This is a genomic window from Streptomyces sp. NPDC050806 (genome assembly GCF_055586425.1).
In genome coordinates, this window is record NZ_JBVJIF010000005.1 from 136470 (window position 1) to 155193 (window position 18724).

Annotated in this window: 12 protein-coding genes; 8 read left to right on the forward strand and 4 right to left on the reverse strand. The window is 73.5% G+C overall.

Annotation, left to right across the window (positions count from 1 at the left end):
* Positions 1–63: 63 nt before the first annotated feature.
* Entirely contained in the window at positions 64–4533 is a 4470-nt protein-coding gene (locus tag ACZ6WH_RS16730) for a cation-translocating P-type ATPase (protein WP_469729174.1), read from the forward strand.
* 21 nt (positions 4534–4554) lie between these two features.
* On the opposite strand, the gene mdlC is transcribed toward ACZ6WH_RS16730, so the two are convergent.
* Positions 4555–6147 carry a benzoylformate decarboxylase gene (mdlC, locus tag ACZ6WH_RS16735; protein ID WP_469729176.1) on the reverse strand — a complete coding sequence of 531 codons (1593 nt, stop codon included), beginning with the start codon at positions 6145–6147 and terminating at the stop codon, positions 4555–4557.
* Between the two features lie 125 nt (positions 6148–6272).
* Here mdlC and ACZ6WH_RS16740 point away from each other — a divergent pair, with 125 nt between their 5' ends.
* The 3 genes from ACZ6WH_RS16740 to ACZ6WH_RS16750 all read left to right on the forward strand — a co-directional run bounded on the left by ACZ6WH_RS16740 (position 6273) and on the right by ACZ6WH_RS16750 (position 9744).
* The gene (locus ACZ6WH_RS16740; RefSeq protein ID WP_469729178.1) at positions 6273–7172 is read left to right on the forward strand and encodes a LysR family transcriptional regulator; all 900 of its coding nucleotides are present in this window, start codon (positions 6273–6275) and stop codon (positions 7170–7172) included.
* Between the two features lie 108 nt (positions 7173–7280).
* Entirely contained in the window at positions 7281–8663 is a 1383-nt protein-coding gene (locus tag ACZ6WH_RS16745; protein WP_469729179.1) for an MFS transporter, read from the forward strand.
* A 52-nt stretch (positions 8664–8715) separates the two neighbouring features.
* On the forward strand, positions 8716–9744 hold the full coding sequence (locus tag ACZ6WH_RS16750) for an alpha/beta hydrolase fold domain-containing protein (protein WP_432862551.1): 1029 nt from the start codon (positions 8716–8718) through the stop codon (positions 9742–9744).
* Positions 9745–9768: 24 nt separating this feature from the next.
* Here ACZ6WH_RS16750 and ACZ6WH_RS16755 read toward each other — a convergent pair whose 3' ends face one another.
* The gene (locus ACZ6WH_RS16755; RefSeq protein WP_469729180.1) at positions 9769–11229 is read right to left on the reverse strand and encodes an aldehyde dehydrogenase family protein; all 1461 of its coding nucleotides are present in this window, start codon (positions 11227–11229) and stop codon (positions 9769–9771) included.
* 278 nt (positions 11230–11507) lie between these two features.
* Between ACZ6WH_RS16755 and pstS the strand changes: the two genes are divergently transcribed.
* The 4 genes from pstS to ACZ6WH_RS16775 all read left to right on the forward strand — a co-directional run bounded on the left by pstS (position 11508) and on the right by ACZ6WH_RS16775 (position 16913).
* On the forward strand, positions 11508–12671 hold the full coding sequence (gene pstS / locus ACZ6WH_RS16760) for a phosphate ABC transporter substrate-binding protein PstS (RefSeq protein WP_469729181.1): 1164 nt from the start codon (positions 11508–11510) through the stop codon (positions 12669–12671).
* A gap of 437 nt (positions 12672–13108) precedes the next feature.
* Positions 13109–14584 carry an APC family permease gene (locus ACZ6WH_RS16765; protein ID WP_469729182.1) on the forward strand — a complete coding sequence of 492 codons (1476 nt, stop codon included), beginning with the start codon at positions 13109–13111 and terminating at the stop codon, positions 14582–14584.
* Between the two features lie 113 nt (positions 14585–14697).
* Positions 14698–16047 (forward strand): S1 RNA-binding domain-containing protein, encoded by a 1350-nt coding sequence (locus ACZ6WH_RS16770; protein WP_469729183.1) that lies wholly within the window; start codon positions 14698–14700, stop codon positions 16045–16047.
* A 134-nt stretch (positions 16048–16181) separates the two neighbouring features.
* Positions 16182–16913 carry a TetR/AcrR family transcriptional regulator gene (locus ACZ6WH_RS16775; protein ID WP_469729184.1) on the forward strand — a complete coding sequence of 244 codons (732 nt, stop codon included), beginning with the start codon at positions 16182–16184 and terminating at the stop codon, positions 16911–16913.
* A 28-nt stretch (positions 16914–16941) separates the two neighbouring features.
* Here ACZ6WH_RS16775 and ACZ6WH_RS16780 read toward each other — a convergent pair whose 3' ends face one another.
* Both ACZ6WH_RS16780 and ACZ6WH_RS16785 read right to left on the reverse strand, forming a co-directional pair.
* Positions 16942–17430 (reverse strand): hypothetical protein, encoded by a 489-nt coding sequence (locus ACZ6WH_RS16780; protein WP_469729185.1) that lies wholly within the window; start codon positions 17428–17430, stop codon positions 16942–16944.
* 115 nt (positions 17431–17545) lie between these two features.
* Positions 17546–18667 carry an NADH:flavin oxidoreductase gene (locus tag ACZ6WH_RS16785; RefSeq protein ID WP_432862567.1) on the reverse strand — a complete coding sequence of 374 codons (1122 nt, stop codon included), beginning with the start codon at positions 18665–18667 and terminating at the stop codon, positions 17546–17548.
* Positions 18668–18724 lie beyond the last annotated feature (57 nt).

Consider the following 18724-nt stretch of genomic DNA (forward strand, 5'->3'; position numbering starts at 1 on the left):
TCGGAACGAAGCGGGCGGGCACTGGCTTCGGGGGACCGGGTGCCAGGAGGCGGGTGGCGGACGGTGAAGGTTCCGGGGATCGGCATCGCGCGGACGGTGGCGCGGAGCGCGGTGGGCGCGCTCGGCGCGCCGGCGCGACCACGCACGAGGATCATCGGCGAGCGGGCACACATCGCGGTACGCGGACTGCGGGAGGCGGACGGGACAACGGCACCGGCGGCGACGGCCGCCCTCGAACAGCGGCTCGCCGCCCTGCCCGCCGTCCGGTGGGCCGCGGTCAACGCCGTACTGGGGCACGCCGTGGTGGCGCTGGAGGCGGGGAGCGCCGCCGACCTCACCACGGCACAGGCGCTGACCGAGGCGGTCGAGGCGGTCGAGGAGGAGCAGGGGCTGACCGGCCCGCTGCCCGAACACCCGGCGGCGTCCGGAGACATCCAGCGCGCCGCCCTCTCCCTCGCTCTGCAGGCAGTCGCGGTGCCGGTCGCCACCGCCGCCCGGCTCTCGCAGCACACCCCGCTGCCGGCCGGGCTCTCCGCGCTGGTCAGCCTCGTCGACACCCAGCCGGCGCTGCGCCGCAGGGTGACGGCCGTCGTGGGCCCCCGCAACGTCGACGTGGTGCTCGCCGGGCTGAGCGCGCTCGCCCAGGCCGGCTCCGGAGGCTTCGCGGGGCTGGGCGTGGACACCGTACGGCACTCCCTGCGGCTGGCCGAGACGGTCGCCCACCGCGAGGCGTGGGAAGCGGCGGAGCCGCGCGTCACCGAGACCGAGCAGCACGCCCGCGCCGCCGGAGTGCCCGACCTGCCGCGCGAGACGCCGCTCCGGGAGGGACCGGTCGAGCGGTACGCGCGGCGGTCCGGATGGGTGGCGGGCGCGGTCTTCACCGGCACCCTCGCGGTGACCCGGAAGGCGACGCCCGCGGCGAGCGCGGCCGTGGCCGCCCTGCCCAAGCCGCCCTGGACCGCCCGGGAGGCCTTCGCCGGCACCCTCGGCCGGGGCCTGTCCCGGAGCGGCACGCTGGTGGCCGACCCCGGCGCGCTGCGGCGCCTGGACCGGGTGCGCACCGTCGTCCTGGACACCGACGCGCTGCTGACGGGCAATCACCTCCTCGCCGATCTCCTACCGCTGGACGAGGAGCGCTCCACGGGCGAGCTCGCGGCGACCGCGTACCGCCTGTTCGACGGCCGCCGGCCCACGGCGGCGCACGAGACCGACGACTGGACGCTGGCGCCCCACCGGCCGGGGGACCGGGAAGGGAAGGACCGGCCGGACACGGCGGCGATGCGGGAGGCGGAGCAACGGCTGCGCCGTGGCGGCGCCGAACACATCCTGGCGCTCGCCCACCGGGGCCGGCCGTGCGCACTGGTCGCCGTGGTGCCCGAACTGCACGAGTCCGCCGAAGGGCTCGTCACGGCGGCCCGCCGGCACGGCCTCACCCTCCTGACCGCCGGCCGCCATGCCTCCCACGTCGCGCTGTCCGACGCGCACGGCACGGTGCCCGGCGGTGACCGGTTGGCCGCCTCCGTCCGCGACCTGCAACGCGACGGCTCAGGCGTCCTGCTGGCCTCCGGGGACCGCACCGCGCTGGCCGCCGCCGACGTGGGTGCCGGTGTCATCGGCCGGGACGGGGTGCTCCCGTGGGGTGCCGATGTGTACGTGGGGGAGGACCTCGCGCAGATCGGCGTGCTGGTGGCGGCGTGCGGCGCAGCGCGCCCGGTATCGCAGCGCGGCGTACGGCTGGCCCAGGCGGCGGCCGTGGTCGGCACGGTGACGACGCTCGCCGGACGCCGGAAGCGCGGGATGACCGAGCGCAGCCTCTTCGCCGTCAACACGGCCGCCGCGCTGAGCATGGCGCAAGGCGTGTGGTCGGCGGCGCAGGCGCTGCGCGCCAACGGCGCCCCCATACCGGCGCGCCGCCCCTGGCACGCGATGACCGCGGACACCGTACTGGGCATGACCGGCGGCACCGAGGACGGGCTGACCAACCGTCAGGCCCGCAGTCGTACGCGGACGGCGGACGATCAGGCCCAGCAGCCCTCGCTGCTGCGGGCGGTCGCCACCGAAACGGCCAACCCGCTCACCCCGGTGCTGCTCGGCGGTGCCGCCCTGTCGGCCGGCGTCGGTGCGCTGCTGGACGCGTACATCATCATCGGCGTCACCCTGCTGTCCGGCTGCATCGGCGGCGTCCAGCGGCACCTGGCCGACCGGGCCGTCGCCGATCTGCACCGCCGCTCCGCCGTCATGGCCACCGCGCTCCGGGACGGCGAGGAGCGTCAACTCCCCTCCGAGGAACTGGTGTCGGGCGACGTGGTCGCACTGACCGCGGGCGATGTCGTACCCGCAGACTGCCGGCTCCTCACCGCCCGCGGCCTGGAGGCGGACGAGTCGGCGCTGACCGGCGAGTCGCTGCCGGTGGCCAAGGACGTCGCTCCCGTCCTCGCCGCCGACCTGGCCGACCGTACGTCGATGGCGTACGAGGGGACCACCGTGGCGGCGGGGCGGGCGCGGGCCGTGGTCGTCGCCACCGGTGCGGCCACCGAAGCGGGCCGCGGCGCGCAGGCCGGGCGGGGCGCCGCCGCACCGGTCGGCGTGGAGCGCCGCCTCGCGCAGATCACCCGTACCACGATGCCGGTGGCGCTCGGCGCGGCCGGCACCCTGATGGCCGTGGGTCTGATGCGCGGCCGCCCCGCCCGGGAGACCGTCGGTGCCGGTGTCGGCCTCGCGGTGGCCAGCGTGCCCGAGGGGCTGCCCTTCCTGGTCTCGGCCGCCCAACTAGCGGCGGCCCGGCGGCTTTCGACCCAGGGAGTCCTCGTCCGCGACCCCCGCACCATCGAGGCGGTAGGCCGGACGGACGTGTTGTGTTTCGACAAGACCGGCACCCTCACTCACGGGCAGATCTCGCTCACCGCCGTCTCGGCCGCCGGCCGCAGCCTCGCGCTGGAACGCCTCGGTGCCGAGCAGCAGGACGTCCTGGCGGCCGGGCTGCGTGCCACCCCGCGGCGGCGCCGCAAGCAGCCGCTGGCCCACGTCACCGACAACGCGGTGGTCGCGGGCGCCGAGGAGGCCGGCGTGCACCGCACCCGTTCCGCCCCGGGCTGGAAGCGCTCCGCGCAGCTGCCGTTCGAGCCGAGCCGCGGCTTCCACGCGGCGGCCGGCCGGAGCGGCAAGGAGTGGGTGCTGTCGGTGAAGGGCGCGCCCGAGGAGGTGATCCAGCGGTGTACGAGCCAGGCGGGCCGCAAGCTGGAGCCCGTCGACCGTGAGGAACTCCTCGCCGAGGGCGAGAAGCTGGCCGCCGAGGGCCACCGCGTCCTCGCGGTCGCCGAGCGCCGCGTGCGCAAGGAGTCGGCGGACGAGGAGAAGCTCACCGACGAGGCGGTCGGCAAGCTCGGCTTCCTCGGCTTCCTGGCCTTCTCCGACCAGGTACGCAGCACAGCGGGCGACTCCGTGCGCGAACTCGCGGACGCCGGCGTGCACATCGTCATGATCACCGGCGACCATCCGCAGACCGCCGAGTCGATCGCCAAGGAACTCGGTCTCATCAACGGCCACCGTGTCGTCACAGGGGCCGAACTGGACGCACTGGACGACGCGGCGCTGGACAAGGCGCTGCCGGACGTCGGCGTCGTCGCCCGCAGCACGCCGGTGCACAAGGTGCGCGTCGTCCAGGCCTTCCAGCGGCTGGGCCGGACGGTCGCCATGACCGGCGACGGCGCCAACGACGCGCCCGCCATCCGGATCGCCGACGTCGGCATCGCGCTCGGCGGCCGGGGTACCCCGGCGGCGCGCGCCGCCGCCGACCTGGTGGTCACCGACGACCGGCTGGAGACCATCCTCGCCGTGCTCATCGAGGGCCGTGCGATGTGGGCCTCGGTGCGCCAGGCGCTCGCCATGCTCGTCGGCGGCAACCTCGGTGAGATCGCCTTCACCGTCCTCGGCGCCACCGTCTCCGGCGCCTCGCCACTGACGGCACGTCAACTGCTGCTGGTGAACCTCTTCACCGACCTGCTCCCGGCCATCGCCCTCGCCGTACGCGCACCCCATCCCGAAGCCGCCGTCCGTCTCCTGCGCGAGGGGCCGGAGGCGTCGCTGGGCGCGGCGCTGACCGACGAGACGGCGCAGCGGGCGCTCGCCACGGCGACCGGCGCCGCCGCCGGCTGGCTCGCGGCACGCCTCACCGGCCGCCCCGCCCGCGCCCGTACGGTCGCGCTCACCGCGCTGGTCGCCACCCAGCTCGGTCAGACACTGGTGATCGGCGGCCGGGACCGGTCGGTGGTGGCGTCGGCCGCGGGTTCGATGGCGGCGCTCGCGGCCGTCGTCCAGACCCCGGGGCTCAGCCACTTCTTCGGCTGCACCCCGCTCGGCCCGGTCGCCTGGACGATCGCGCTGTCCGCGGCCGGCGCGGCGACGGCGGGCTCGTCGCTGCTCCCGCCGCTGATCACCCGCATGGAGGCGCTGGCCTCCCGGAAGAAGGAGGAGCCGGCCGCGGAGCCCTCCCACGGGAAGGAGGAGCCGGCCCCGGAGCCGGTCACGGCGTGAGTCCGCCCGAGGTGCCGGGGCTCACGGCTCGGTGAGCTCCGTCGCCACCTCGATCACCGCGGGCCGGCGGCTGCCGAGCGCGTCCTTGAGGGCGCGTACGAAGGCGTCGCCGGTCCGCACGGCGGTCGCGGCAACCCCGTAACCCCCGGCGAGCTGGACGAAGTCGATGCCGGGCACGTCCATGCCCGGCGTCTCGCCGGAGTCCAGCACCTTGGAGAACCAGCGCAGCGCTCCGTACGTACCGTTGTTGAGGATCACGATGATGACCGGGATGCCGTACCGGGCCGCGGTCCACAGTGCCGTGATGCCGTAGTTTGCCGACCCGTCCCCGATCAGCCCGATCACCTGCCGGTCGGCGTGCGCGAGCTGCGCGCCGACAGCGGCCGGGAGCCCGAAACCCAGGCCGCCGGAGGCGGGGAAGAAGTAGCTGCCCGGCCGGGAGAGGTCCATCTGTGCCCAGAAGGCGCCGGTGGTGGAGGTGGACTCCTTCACGTACACCGCGTCCTCGGGTGCGGTCCGGCGCAACAGCGCGAACAGTTCCTCCGGATGCAGCCGGTCGCCGGACACGGCCGCGGGCGCGGGCCGGAAGTCCGGCAGCGGCGGCAGCGCCGGGCGCAGCCCGCCGGTCACCGCGCCGGCCAGCCGCGAAAGCGCGTCCCGCACCCCGCCCACCAGCGCCTCGCCCATCGGCGCCCGCGCGGCCTCGCCCGGGTCGCTGGTGAGCTGGATCAGCCGCGCGCCCTCGGGGAGGTACGGGCCGGGCGCGAACTGGTGGTACCGGAACACCGGCGCCCCGGCCACCAGGATCACGTCGTGCCCCGCCAGCGCGTCGCTCACGCCCCGCACGGCGGCCGGCAGTACGCCACGGAAGGCGGGGTGCCGGGTGGGGAACGGGCAGCGGGACGCCGAGGGCGCGATCCACACGGGCGCGCTCAGCTGCTCCGCCAGCCGCACGGCGTCGGCGTTGGCCTCCTCGGCGTCGACCTCGGGGCCCAGCACCAGCACCGGGTTCGCGGCCCCGTCGAGGGCCGCGACGAGCCCGTCGAGCTGCGCACCGCTCAGCGAACCGGCCGCGGCCGTCCGACGCACCGTCAGATGGCGGGCCCCTTCCGGCGCCTCGCGTGCCCAGTCGTCGTACGGCACCGACACGTACACCGGCCCCTTGGCCGGCAGGTTCGCCAGCTGGATCGCCTGACTCAGCGCGCGCGGCACATCCGCCGCGCAGGAGGGCTCGCACGCCCACTTCACCAGCGGCTTGGGCAGCGCCGCCGCGTCCACGTTGGCCAGCATGACCTCCTGGCCGACCGTCGAGCGGACCTGCTGGCCCGCGGTGATCACCAGCGGGCTGTGCGCGTACACCGCGTTGGTGAGCATGCCCATCGCGTTGCCGGTACCGGCCGCCGCGTGCAGGTTCACGAACGCCGCGCCGCCGCGCGCCTGCGCGTACCCGTCGGCCATCGCCAGCACCGCTCCCTCGTGCAGCCCGAGGACGTAACGGAAGTCCTCCGGCAGGCCGGCGAGGAACGGCAGCTCGTTGGAGCCCGGATTGCCGAAGACCGTCGTCAGACCGTGCGCCCTCAACAGGTCGTACGACGCTTCGCTCACGGTGGCCATCGGCTCTCCCCTCCTGCGGCAGTGACCTGCGCACGGTAGGAAGGCCGCACCCCATAGGTCCAATGACTGTCATCGATGGCCGCATAGACCGTGTCTATGCAGTGCCGTGCCCTAGTGTCGGCGGCGTGCCGGACCTGGACCTCAATCTCGTGAACACCTTCGTGCTGCTCTACGAGACCCGGAGCGTCACGCGGACCGCGGAGGCGCTGTTCATCACCCAGCCCTCGGCCAGCCACGCCCTGCGGCGGCTGCGGCGCCACTTCGGCGACGAGCTGTTCGTCCGCTCCGCCGAAGGGCTCCGGCCGACGGAGGCCGCGGAGCGGATGTACCCGCGGCTCCGCCAGGCGCTGGAGGTCATCACGGAGACGGTCGCCGACGCGGGCGGCTTCGACCCGGCGACCTCGCAGCGCACGTTCCGGCTCAGCGCCACCGACCTCGGCGAACTGATCCTGCTCCCGGCCGTGCTCGCGGAGCTGGAGACCCGGTCGCCGCACTGCCGCATCGAGGTCACCCCGCTGGACTCGGCCGGCGCCGCCGAGGAACTGCGCCGGGGCCGGGCCGACGCCGTGATCTGCACGCCCCGCATCGACGCGCCGGACATCCGCCGCGACCCGCTCTTCCAGGAGCGGTACGTCGGCCTCTGCGCCACGGACCACCCGCGGATCGGCGACCGGCCCGGGCTGGGGGAGTACCTGGCGGAGCGGCACATCGCCGTCGCCGCCGCGGCCGGCCACGTCGACGCCGACCAGGTGCTGGCCCGGCTCGGTCACCCGCGCGACATCGTGGCCCGCGTACCGCACTTCGCCGTGCTGCCCGAACTGGTCGCGCGTACCGGGTACGTGGCGGTCGTGCCGAGCCGGGCCGTACGGGCCTTCACCCGCGCCGCCCCGGTGCGTACCTTCACGCTGCCCTTCGACATTCCCCCCGTCGAGGTCGCGCTCCACACGTACCGCAGGACGCTTCCCGCGCCGGCGGTGGAGTGGCTGCGCGCCACGGTCACCGGACTGCTCACGTCCAGCCATTGACAGCCGCCGGGCGGGCCCTGACACTCATGCCACTCACCTGGTGAATCAGGTTTCACCAGGCGAACAACACCTGCATGAGCTGCACCCCCACAGACTCCAGGGACATCCATGACTTCCTCCGGCACGCCGGGCCGCCCGGCCGGCGACCGCCCGCCGCACACCTTCCGCACGGTCTTCCCGGTCCTGGCCCTGTGCTGGCTGGCGGTCTTCTTCGACGGGATGGACGTCAACGTCTACGGCGCCGTCATGCCGCACATGCTCGACGACCCCGGCCTCGGCCTCACCCCGGCGAGCGCGGGCACGATCGGCAGCTGGACCGCCTTCGGCATGTTCTTCGGCGCGCTCGCCGCCGGCAACATCACCGACTGGCTCGGCCGCCGCGCCACCCTCGTCGCCAGCGTCCTGCTCTTCTCCCTCGGCTCCGCCGTCTGCGCCGTCGCCACGGGCCCGGACATCTTCGGCGCCGGCCGCTTCGTCGCGGGCCTCGGCCTCGGCGGCCTCACCCCGCTCGCCCTCGCGATGGTGCTGGAGTTCGCGCCGCCCGGCCGTGCCGCGCTCACCACCGGCCTGCTGATGTCCTCGTACCACGCGGGCGGCATGGCGGCGACCGGTATCGGGCTCGGCCTCGCCCCCGCCGCCGGCTGGCGCGCCGTCTTCTGGGCCGGCGTCCTCCCAGCCGTCATCGCCGTGCCCCTGCTGCTGAAGTACCTCCCCGAATCGCCCGGCGTGCTCCTCGCACGCGGTGACCGCACCCGCGCCGACGCCGTCGCCGACCGCTACGGCCTGCCCCGCCCCACCCCCGTCCGGGCGCCGGCCGCCGGTGCCAGGGGCCGACTGGCTGCCGTCCGCGCCCTCTTCGCCCCCGAGTCCCGCTGGGCCACCCTCCTGCTGTGGCTGGCCTCCTTCTGCGGGCTGCTCCTGGTGTACGGCGTGTCCACCTGGCTGCCCGAGATGATGCGCGCCTCCGGCTACGGCCTCAGCTCCTCCGTCACCTTCCTGATGGTCATCAACGGCGGTGGCATCGTCGGCATGTTCGTCGCGGGCCGCGCCGCCGACCGCTTCGGCGCCGTACGGATCTCCGCACTCTGGTTCGCGCTCACCGCGGCCGGTGCGCTGCTCCTCAAGTCCCAGCTGCCGCTCGGCGTCACCTACGCCGTCGTCGCCCTCACCGGTGTCTGGCTCTTCAGCGCCCAGGTCATGGTCTACGCCGTCACCGACACCGTCTACCGCGACAGCGAGCGCGCCGCCGGGCTCGGCATGGTCACCGGCGTCGGCCGGACGGGCGCCGCCTTCGGCCCCTGGCTCATCGGCGCCCTCGCCGCCACCGGCAGCCAGTCCTGGGGCTTCACCGCCTTCGCACTGGCCGGCCTGGCCGGCGCCGCGGCCATCGCCCTGGTCCCGCTCGCCCGCCGCCGGGGAACCCCTGGAAGCGCGCCCCTCGACGGCACCACCCCGAAGGCCGCCCGGCCGGCCGCCGCCCCCGAAGTCTGAGGCCGGCCCCGGACCGGCAGCCCGACGCCCCGTCACCGGAAAGGAATGCACCGTGCTCCGACAGCTCGCGCTCCTCACGGCAGGGCTCGCCGTCCTGGCGGCCGCCGCCGGGCCGCCCGCGGCGGCGGCCGGCCCCGGCCGCCCCGTCCACGTCACCAAGGACCTGGCCTACGCGCCCGCCGAACCCGCCGGCACCCAGGGGCACCTGCTCGACCTTTACGTCCCCCGGACCGGGCGTCCGGCACCGCTGGTCGTCTTCACACACGGCTCGGGCTGGCTCGCCGACAACGGCCGCGACGGCGCCGACCGGGTCGCCGCCCGGCTGAACCCGCACGGCTACGCCGTGGCCGGCGTCGCCGTCCGCTCCAGCGCCCAGGCCCGCTTCCCGGCCCAGCTCCACGACATCAAGGCGGCGATCCGCTGGCTGCGCGCGCACGCCGCCGAGTACCACCTGGACCCGGCCCGCATCGCCATCATGGGGGAGTCCTCCGGCGGCTGGGCCACCACGATGGCCGCCGTGACCGGCGACGTACCGGAACTGGAGGGCGACGTGGGCGTGACCGGGCCGTCCAGCGCGGTACAGGCGGCCGTACCGTTCTACGCGCCGAGCGATCTGCTGCAGATGGACGCGCACATGCTGGACGGCTGCGCACCGTTCAACGCGGCGTTCGGCCTGACCGCCTGTCACGCCGACCCGAAGTCCCCGGAATCCCTGCTGCTCGGCTGCCCGCTGCCCGAGTGCGCCCCCGGGAAGGCCGCGGCGGCCGACCCGCTCACCTACGTCAGCGGCCGGCGGGCCGTCCCGCCCTTCCTGATCCTCCACGGTGAGCAGGACACCTTCGTGCCGTACCACCAGTCCAGGCTGCTGTACGACGCGCTGGCGGCAGCGGGCGCCGAGGCCCGCTTCCTGACCTTCCCGCACGCCGCGCACGGCACGTACCTGGAAATGCTGAGCGACCCGGCCACCCGGCGGGGCGCCCGGGAGGAGAGCACACGGGCGGGGCACAGCACGAAGCCCCGCCCGGCCACCCCGACCTGGGGCACGGTGGTGTCGTTCCTGGACCGGCACCTGCGGAGCTGAGCCCCGCTGATGCCGGCCGCCCGCTCAGAACGGGTAGTGCGCCTGCTGGGTCGCCACCGTGACCCAGCGGGTGCTGGAGAACGCCTCGATGCCCCAGCGGCCGCCGAACCGGCCGTACCCGGAGTCCTTGACGCCGCCGAACGGCGCCTGCGGCTCGTCGCCGACGGACTGGTCGTTGACGTGCACGATGCCGGTACGGATGCGGCGCGCGACGGCCAGCCCGTGGGTGGCGTTCTCGGTGATCACCCCGCAGGTCAGGCCGTTCTCGGTGTCGTTGGCGAGGGCGATGGCGGCCGCGTCGTCGGCGAACGTCTCGACCACGCAGACCGGCCCGAACGCCTCGCCGTAGTAGAGGTCCATGTCCTTGGTGACGCCGGTCAGCACGGTCGCCGGGTGCACCGCGCCGTCCGGCGCCCCGCCACCCGTCAGCACCGTGGCGCCCTTGTCCACCGCGTCCTTCACCAGCGCAGCGACCCGCTGCGCGGCGGTGGCGCGGACCAGCGGGCCGACGACCGTGCGCGGGTCGCGGGGGTCGCCCGCCGGCAGCTCGGCGACCTTCGCCGTGAACTTGCGGGTGAACTCCTCGGCCAGGCTCTCGTGCACCAGGATCCGGTCGCCGGACATGCAGATCTGCCCCGCGTTCATGAAGACTCCGAACGTGACCGCGTCGACCGCGTAGTCCACGTCCGCGTCGTCCAGCACGAGGATGGCGTTCTTGCCGCCCAGCTCCAGCACGGCGGGCTTGAGGTGGCGCGCCGCCTGGGTACCGATGATGCGGCCGACGCCGGTCGAGCCGGTGAAGTTGACGGCCCGTACGCGCGCGTCGGCGATCAGCGCCTCGGCGACCTCGGCGGCGTCCTCCGGCGCGTTGGTGACCACGTTCAGCACACCGTCCGGGAGCCCCGCCTCGCGCAGCACGTCGGCGACGAACAGCCCGCAGGCCAGCGGCGCGTCCTCGCTCGGCTTCACCACGACGGTGTTGCCGGCGGCGAGCGGCGCGGCGACGGCGCGTACGCCGAGGATCAGCGGCGCGTTCCAGGGCGCGAACGCCGCGACGACGCCGAGCGGTTCGCGGATCGCCATGCCCAGCGCGCCGGTCTCCTGGGTGCTGAGCACCTCACCGCGCGGCGCGGTGATCGCGGCGGCGGCCTCGCGCAGCACGTTGGCCGCGAGCGCGACGTTGAAGTGTGCCCAGGGCGCCGTCCCGCCGACCTCCAGTGCCATCAGCTCCGCGGCCTGCTCCCCCTTGGCGTCGAGCAGGTCGGCGGCCTTGAGGAAGATGGCGCGGCGGGCGAACGGGGCGAGCGCGGCCCACTCGGGGAAGGCGGCGTCCGCGGCGTCCACGGCCCGCGTGATGTCCTCGGGCCCGCCGGCGGCGACGGTGGCGTACACCTCGCCGGTGAAGGGGCTGATGTCCTCGGCGGTGCGTCCGGAGGCGGCGGGCACGTCCTTGCCGCCGATGAACAGTTCACGCGTGGTGGCCATGGGGTCAATGATCCTTTGTCGCGGGCGGGAGGCGGAGGTGGGGAGGGCCAAGGGGAGAAGGCCCCCCCGAGCGGTCGCATGTTCGTATAGTGAACTGTTGTTCACTTATACCGGAAATGCTGCTTCCGGCCCCCGCGAATGTCAAGATCCGGGCACGGCCTCCTCAAGGAGCATGGCGTGCGGGTGAAGCCTGCGCCACCCGCCGGGCACCGGCGTCGCGTCGGGGTACAGAGGTCCTGCGTGTGCCCTCGTGCCGAAACCCTGAGGAGTGGTCGACCGTGCCCGCACAGCGACACCGGGGCCTGCGCCCCCTGGCCGCCGGAGTGGTGGCGCTTTCGGGCGTACTCGCCCTCACGTCCTGCGGGTCGGACGGCTCGCCGGAGTCCGGCGGGTCCTCCAGTGCCTCCGGAAAGGCGACCGCCTCCGGCTCCCGCACCGCGTCGCCCGGGGGAGGGGTGCGGTGCGGCAAGAAGGCGACGGTGAAGGCCTCCGGCTCGACCGCGCAGCACAACGCGATGCGGTCCTGGGCCAAGAGCTACCAGAAGGCGTGCCGGGGCACGCGGATCGACTACGAGGACTCCGGCTCGGGCGCGGGGCAGACGGACTTCCTGCAGGGCCGTACCGCCTTCGCCGGCTCGGACGCCGCGCTGCGACCCGCACAGGTGGCCAGTTCGAAGAAGGCGTGCGAGGACGGCGGCCGCGCCGTCCACCTGCCGATGCTCGGCGGCCCCATCGCGCTCGGGTACAACCTGCCGGGCGTCGACCGGCTCGTACTGGACGCCGGCACCCTCGCCCGGATCTTCGACGGGCGGATCACGAAGTGGAACGACTCGGCGATCGCCCGGCTGAACCCGAAGGCCGACCTGCCCGCCACCGCCATCAAGACGGTGCACCGCTCCGGTGAGTCCGGCACGACCGACAACTTCACCGCCTATCTGCGCGCCGCGGCGCCGAGCGCCTGGCCCCACGCGCCGGGCCAGCGGTGGCCGGCCGAGGGCGGCACCGCCGCCGGGGGGTCGTCGGAGCTGGCCGACGAGGTCAACCAGACCCGCGGCGCCATCGGGTACGTCGAACTCGCCTACGCGATCCAGCGGTCGCTCCCCACCGCCGCGATCGACACCGGGGCCGCCGCGCCGGTCGAAGCCACCGTCGTCAACGCCTCCAAGGCGCTCGCCGGCGCGCGGACCGAGGGGTCCCAGGGCGACCTGGTCCTCCGTCTCGACCACACGACCAAGGCCGCCGGCGCCTACCCGATCGCGATGGTCACGTACGAGATCGTCTGCGACAAGGGCAACAAGGCGGCGACCTGGCCGGCCACCAAGGCGTTCCTCACCTACACCGCCGGCCTGGAGGGTCAGCGGGACCTCTCCTTCCAGGGGTACGCCACTCTCCCCGCCAAGATCATGGAGAAGGTCCGCGCCAAGCTGAGCGGCATCTCCTGACGCACGCCGCCACCATGACCGCGCCGTCCGGACGGCGCGGTCATGGCCATGCGCGGGGAACGTCCCTGACCAGGGAAAATGATCGAGGCGGCCGCTCTGCGGTTCCCGTAGTGCTGGGCTGACGCGTGTGACAGGGCTGGCGAGGAGCGCGTATCTCCTGCGCATCCCAGGAGTTCTTGTCGATTCAACCAGCCATTCAAAGGTTCCCGTGCGGTTCCGGTGTGGACGGCTCAAGCGTCAGTCGCTGTCGCGATGTGTGGAAAGCGTATCCACAGAGGCAATTGGCGACGAATTCCGTAGGCAATCAAGCCTTGACGCTCCGGATCTAGTCGGGCTTCCATGTGCGCCGGGAGCACTCGAAGCACGACACAGCCGTCCACGGAGGCGATACCGCTCCCGCACAGCACCTGCCGCACCCAGTCGATCGGAACCGCTCCATGACCGACACCCTCAGCCAGCCACCCGCGGACGACACCGCCGCCACCGGCACCCTCGACGCTCCCGGCGTCGACGCACGCCCCGCCGACGGTCCCGCCCCCGACGGGGCGCGCACCCTCAAGCGCTCGATCGGCGTCATCGGTGGCACCCTGCTGACGCTGTCCTGCGTCACGCCCGCCTCCACGCTCTTCGTCGTGGTGCCGGACCTCTTCGCCGACCTCGGCACCGCCACGGCCCTGACCATCGCGATCGGCTCCGTGCTCTGCATCGCGGTGGCCTTCTGCTACTCGGAGCTGGGCACCCTGATCCCGAGCGCCGGTGGCGAGTACGCCATGGTCTCGACGCTGACCGGGCGGCTGGCGGGCTGGCTCGTGTTCGTCCTGTCGCTGCTGGTCGTGATGATCGTGCCGCCGGTGATCGCCATGGGCACCGCCGACTACCTCGCCCCCGTGGTGCACGTCCCCGCACCCGTCGCCGGCGCCGCCGTGATGCTCCTGGCCACCCTCGCCGGCCTGCTGGACCTGCGTGCCAACGCCTGGATCACCGGCATCTTCCTGGTCCTGGAGGTCATCGCCGCGGGAGTCGTCGCGGTGCTCGGCTTCGCGCACACCGAGCGCGGCGGCTCCGCGCTCCTGCACGGCGCGGTCGCCGGGCCCGGCGGCGTGCCCGGCCCGGTCACCGGCCTGCTCGTCGTCTCCGGACTGGCCATCGCCCTCTTCGTCACCCAGGGCTTCTCCACCGCGGTCTACCTCTCCGAGGAGCTGGAGGACCCGCGTCGCAACGTCGCCCGCACCGTGCTGGCCACGCTGGCGATCTCCGCCGCCGTCATCCTCGTACCGGTCATCGCCATCACCCTCGGTGCGCCGAGCCTCCAGGCGCTGACCTCCGGTGACATCAGCACCATGGTCATCGCGTGGAGCAACTCGGCCGTCGGCACCTTCGTCAGCCTCTGTGTCGCCCTGGCGATCATCAACGCCGGGATTGTCATGGTCATCCAGAACTCCCGGGTGCTGTTCGCCTCGGCCCGTGACAAGGCCTGGCCCCAGCCGGTCAACAACGCGCTGTCCAAGCTCGGCCGCTTCGGCTCCCCGTGGGTGGCGACCCTGGTCGTCGGCCTGCCCGGCGCGGCCCTGTGCTTCGTCGACCTCGACACCCTCTACGGCGTCACCGGCGTCTCCGTCTCGGGCATGTACCTGCTCGTCGCGATCGCGGCGCTGGCGGCCCGGCGCGGCGCGCACAAGAAGACGGCCGCGTGGCGGATGCCGCTGTGGCCGGTGGTGCCGCTGCTGCTGATCGTGGTCCTGGTCTACATCCTCACGCAGCAGGAGACGCAGTACCTGCTGTGGACCGGCGGCATCATGGCCGCCGCCACCCTGTACTGGCTCTGCTACCTCCGCCCCCGGCAGGAAACCCACTGGCTGGTGACCCTCCCGGAGGACACGCAAGCGGACGGGTCCGTCGCCGGGAAGAGCTGACGATCGCCGTGTCCACCGTGCGCCCCTGAAAAGACGTCAGGCGCGAGTATTCCCGTGAAGGTAAAGCAACATTACTTTGTTGTTCACGGTTACTGCGCCAAGGGGGACGCACGGTGGACAAAATCAAGATCGAGAGAACGGACCGACCCGACGACAACATCGTTTTCTTCGCGATGCCTTACGGCCGCAAATCGGCCGCCGGCGGCCCGGAACGGGACTACGACGACCTGTACGACAACGCCTACGCCGCGGCGGTCCGCGATCTCGATCTCACCCCGTGCCGTGCGGACAGCATTTTCGGCACGAGCCAGGGCGTACTGGAGTCGGCCTGGCGGGGAATCCAGCAGGCGGGCGTCGTCGTCATCGACTTCTCGACCCGCTCCGCCGACGTGGCACTGGAATTCGGCTGGGCGATGTGTCTGCACAAGCGGATGATCGTCCTCGCCCAGGACATCGAGCGGGACGTGCCGACGGACGTGACGGGTCTGCTGCGGCCCATTCAGTACTCGTTCGACGGCACCGGAATTCCGCGGATGATGCAGGATCTCAAGGCGCACATCCGGCAGGCGCTGGCGGAGCCGGTCGGCACGGAGATGACCCTCAAGCCGCTGGAGGGGCACGCCGAACAGGACCGGGCCGAAGTGCTCATCGCGGACCGGGACTACGTCATCGTCAAGGGCGCCCGCACCGGCCGGATCGCCGAAATGCACAAGCAGGACGTCGACTATCTGCGGGACGTGCCCGTGGACATGGCGAAGCGGTATCCGGTCGGGCGCGAATTCTCGGGCACGTTCGTCACGGAGGCGGACGGCCGGCCGCGCTTCTCCCAGCGGGTGAACCAGCGTAATCCCTGGCCGGATCTGCAGAATTCCTATCCGAAGGGAAATGTGTTCGTCGGGCGCGTGGTGGACATCAAACTGGCCGGCGCCTATATCGCGGTCGCGCACGGCGTGAACGGGCTGCTGCCCGGTGCCCAGACCCGCGCCGCGGATCTGCAACTGGGCATGGAGGTCGAAGCGGTGGTCACCGGGGTCGACGCGGACCGCCAGCGCATTCACCTCGCGCTCTCGCGGCAGCCCGCACCGGCCGCCGGCCGGCCCGCCGCCGACACCTACCCGCGCCACGGCGACCGGCAGCTCGGAACCGTGACCCGGGTCGTTCCCGAACAGCCCGGTGGGGGCGGCGGCTACGTCCTCATGACGCTCCAGGACTGGCCGAACCTTCCGCTCGCCGCGTTCCTGCACTGCTCCCGTATGACGCCGGAATTGCGTACGCGGATGAATTCCCGGCTGCTCGCCGAGGGGGACACGCTCCCGGTCGAGGTGATCCAGGTGCATCCCTCGCGCAAGAACCCGCCGTTCCACGAGGTGAAGGTGCGGGATCTGGCCGAGGTGCCGGACGTGGTGGCCGATGATCCCGCCGCCGACGACGGCGACCTCGACGGGGTCCCCGCGGCGACGTGACGGAGCTCCGCCGGTATGCGCCCGTGGGGTGGGCCGGATGGCGATCCAGGGCCCACCCCGCCCGCGCCGTACCGCATATCGTCGCCCCCGAGACGCCCTTCGAGGAGACCCGCGGCAGAGGAAGGCACGGCCCGTTGCGCACCCCCACCCGACGCGACCGACTTCGCGCGCAGATGTCCGAGGACGTACGGGCCGTCGCGCGCGAGATCATCACCAAGGACGGGGTGGAGGCCCTCTCGCTCGCCGAGATCGCCCGCCGCGTCGGCGTCACGCCCGCCGCGCTGTACCGGCACTTCGACGACCTGACGGACATCGTCCGGCACACCGCCCGCGACATCGTCACCGAGCTGACGCGTGAACTGCGGGCCGCGGTGGACGCCGAGGAACAGACCGACCACGCGGCCCGGATGATCGCCCCGTCCCGGGTGTTCCGGCGGTGGTCCCTGGCCCATCGCCAGGAATTCAGCCTGCTGTTCGGCACGCCGACGACGGCCGCCGGGGACGTGCACGGCGATCTGACCAGTGAGTGGGTACGGGAACTCGCCGGTGTGTGGGGGCGGGTGTTCCTGCAGTTCTGGGCCGCCCGCCCCTACCCGATCCTCGCCGACGGCGAACTCGCCCCGGAACTGCGGCGGCAGATGGCGGCCTACCGCGCCGCCACCGGCGTCGACATGCCGCTGGGCGCCCTGGTCGTGATGCTCTCCTGCTGGCGGTCGATCTACGGCCAGGTGGCGCTGGAGGTGTTCGACCACTTCACGCCCCTCGTACCGGGCGACCAGGAGCCGATGTTCGAGCTGCTGATGCAGGAATTGATGGCCAGGATGGGGCTGGCCGCGGACTACCGGCCGCCCGCCCCGGAGGCGTGACCCCGGCCGCGACCGGAGGAGGCGGACCTCAGCCCTCGCGCGCCGCGCCGGCCGGCCAGACGACGTCCACCGCGATCCCGCGGGCGCGGGCCTCCTGGACGACATCGGCGGTTCCGCCGCCCTTGCCGGTGGGCGGCTCGCCGTTCCACACGGCCACCAGCCGGTCCGCCCGGTCCAGTACGGCCGCGTTCGCCGCCTCGTACGCGGCGCGGCCCGCCGTCTCGTACGGCATCACGCACACCTCACCGGCCGCCGCCAGCAGCCGGTCGAAGAACGGGGCGTGGGCGGAGGACACCACGGACCGCCGGTAGTCGCGGGAGGGCAGGACGACGACGAGCCGCCCGCCGGCCCGCAGCACCTCATCGGCGAAGAGCGAGTCCGCCCCCTCCGCGATGCAGGACACCCCGATCAGCCCGTCCCCGCCGTGCCGCAGGAGCAGCGCGCGCAGCGCCTCCCGCACCAGCCCGGCGCTCGCCTCGGTGAGATCCATATGCCCTGTCACGGAAAGCGTCGTCACGCCCACCACCAGCCCTTCTGTCCGGGCCCGACGCTATCGCGCGCGGGAACGGCCGGTCGCGGGCGCCCGCCGGGTCCCCACTCGTGAGGCGGGGAACCGGCGGGCGGACGTACCGTCAGCTGAGCGTGCGCAGCATCGAGGCGTCGAACGGGACGAGTTCGCCGGTGCGGCCCTCGAAGATCTTGGCGGCCCACTCCGGGTCGCCGAGCAGCGCCCGGCCCACGGCGATGAGGTCGAACTCGTCGCGCTCCATGCGGTCCAGCAGCCGCTCGATGCCGGCGACACCGGCCTGCTTGCCCTGGAACGCCTGGATGAACTCGTTGTCGAGGCCGACGGATCCGACGCTGACCGTCGGCAGGCCGGAGAGCTTCTTCACCCAGCCCGCGAGGTTGAGGTCCGAGTCCTCGAACTCCGGCAGCCAGTAGCGGCGCGTCGAGGCGTGGAAGGAACTCACGCCGGCCGCGGTGAGCGGCGTGAGGACGGCGTCCAGCTCCTCCGGGGTCTCGGCGAGCCGCGCCTGGTAGTTGTTCATCTTCCACTGCGACATCCGGAAGAGGATCGGGAAGTCCGCCGAGACGGCCGCCCGGCAGGCCGCGACGATCTCGGCCGCGAAGCGGGTGCGCGCCACCGCGTCGCCGCCGTAGGCGTCGGTGCGCTGGTTGGTCTGTGCCCACAGGAACTGGTCGATGAGGTAACCGTGCGCGCCGTGCAGCTCGATCCCGTCGAAGCCGATGCGCTCGGCCTCGGCCGCGGCCTTGGCGAACGCCGCGATGACGTCGTCCAGGTCCTGCAGCGTCATGGCGTGCCCGGACGGCGTGCCGTCGATGGCCAGCCCCGAGGGGCCGGACGGCGGGGCGTCCGGGAAGGGCGGCGCGCCCGCTTCCCTGGCCATGCCCACGTGCCACAGCTGCGGCATGATCGTGCCGCCCGCCGCGTGCACGTCCGCCACGACGCGCTGCCAGCCGTCGAGCGCGTCGTCGCCGTGGAAGCGGGGGACCTTGCCGCTGGAACCGGCGGCCGGGTGGTCGACGTACGTGCCCTCGGTGATGATCAGGCCGACGCCGCCGGCGGCCCGGCGGGCGTAGTAGTCCGCGACATCGGTGCCGGGCACGCCGCCGGGGGAGAACTCACGGGTCATCGGCGCCATGGCGATGCGGTTGGGCACGGTGAGCCCGCCCAGGGAGAAGGGGCGGGAGAGTACCTGAGCCGCACGGGCGGTGGGGTCGCTGGATGTCACGTGGTTCTCCTCGGTCGGAAAGCGGTGCGAACGCCGCGGACGGGCGGACGTTCCGCT

What these genes read in the sequence shown, in the direction of transcription:
- mdlC (WP_469729176.1), bottom strand. Translation starts at nt 6,147, where the DNA reads ATGGCCACCGTGAGCGAAGCGTCGTACGACCTGTTGAGGGCGCACGGT.
- ACZ6WH_RS16745 (WP_469729179.1), top strand. Translation starts at nt 7,281, where the DNA reads ATGACTTCCTCCGGCACGCCGGGCCGCCCGGCCGGCGACCGCCCGCCG.
- ACZ6WH_RS16755 (WP_469729180.1), bottom strand. Translation starts at nt 11,229, where the DNA reads ATGGCCACCACGCGTGAACTGTTCATCGGCGGCAAGGACGTGCCCGCC.
- ACZ6WH_RS16765 (WP_469729182.1), top strand. Translation starts at nt 13,109, where the DNA reads ATGACCGACACCCTCAGCCAGCCACCCGCGGACGACACCGCCGCCACC.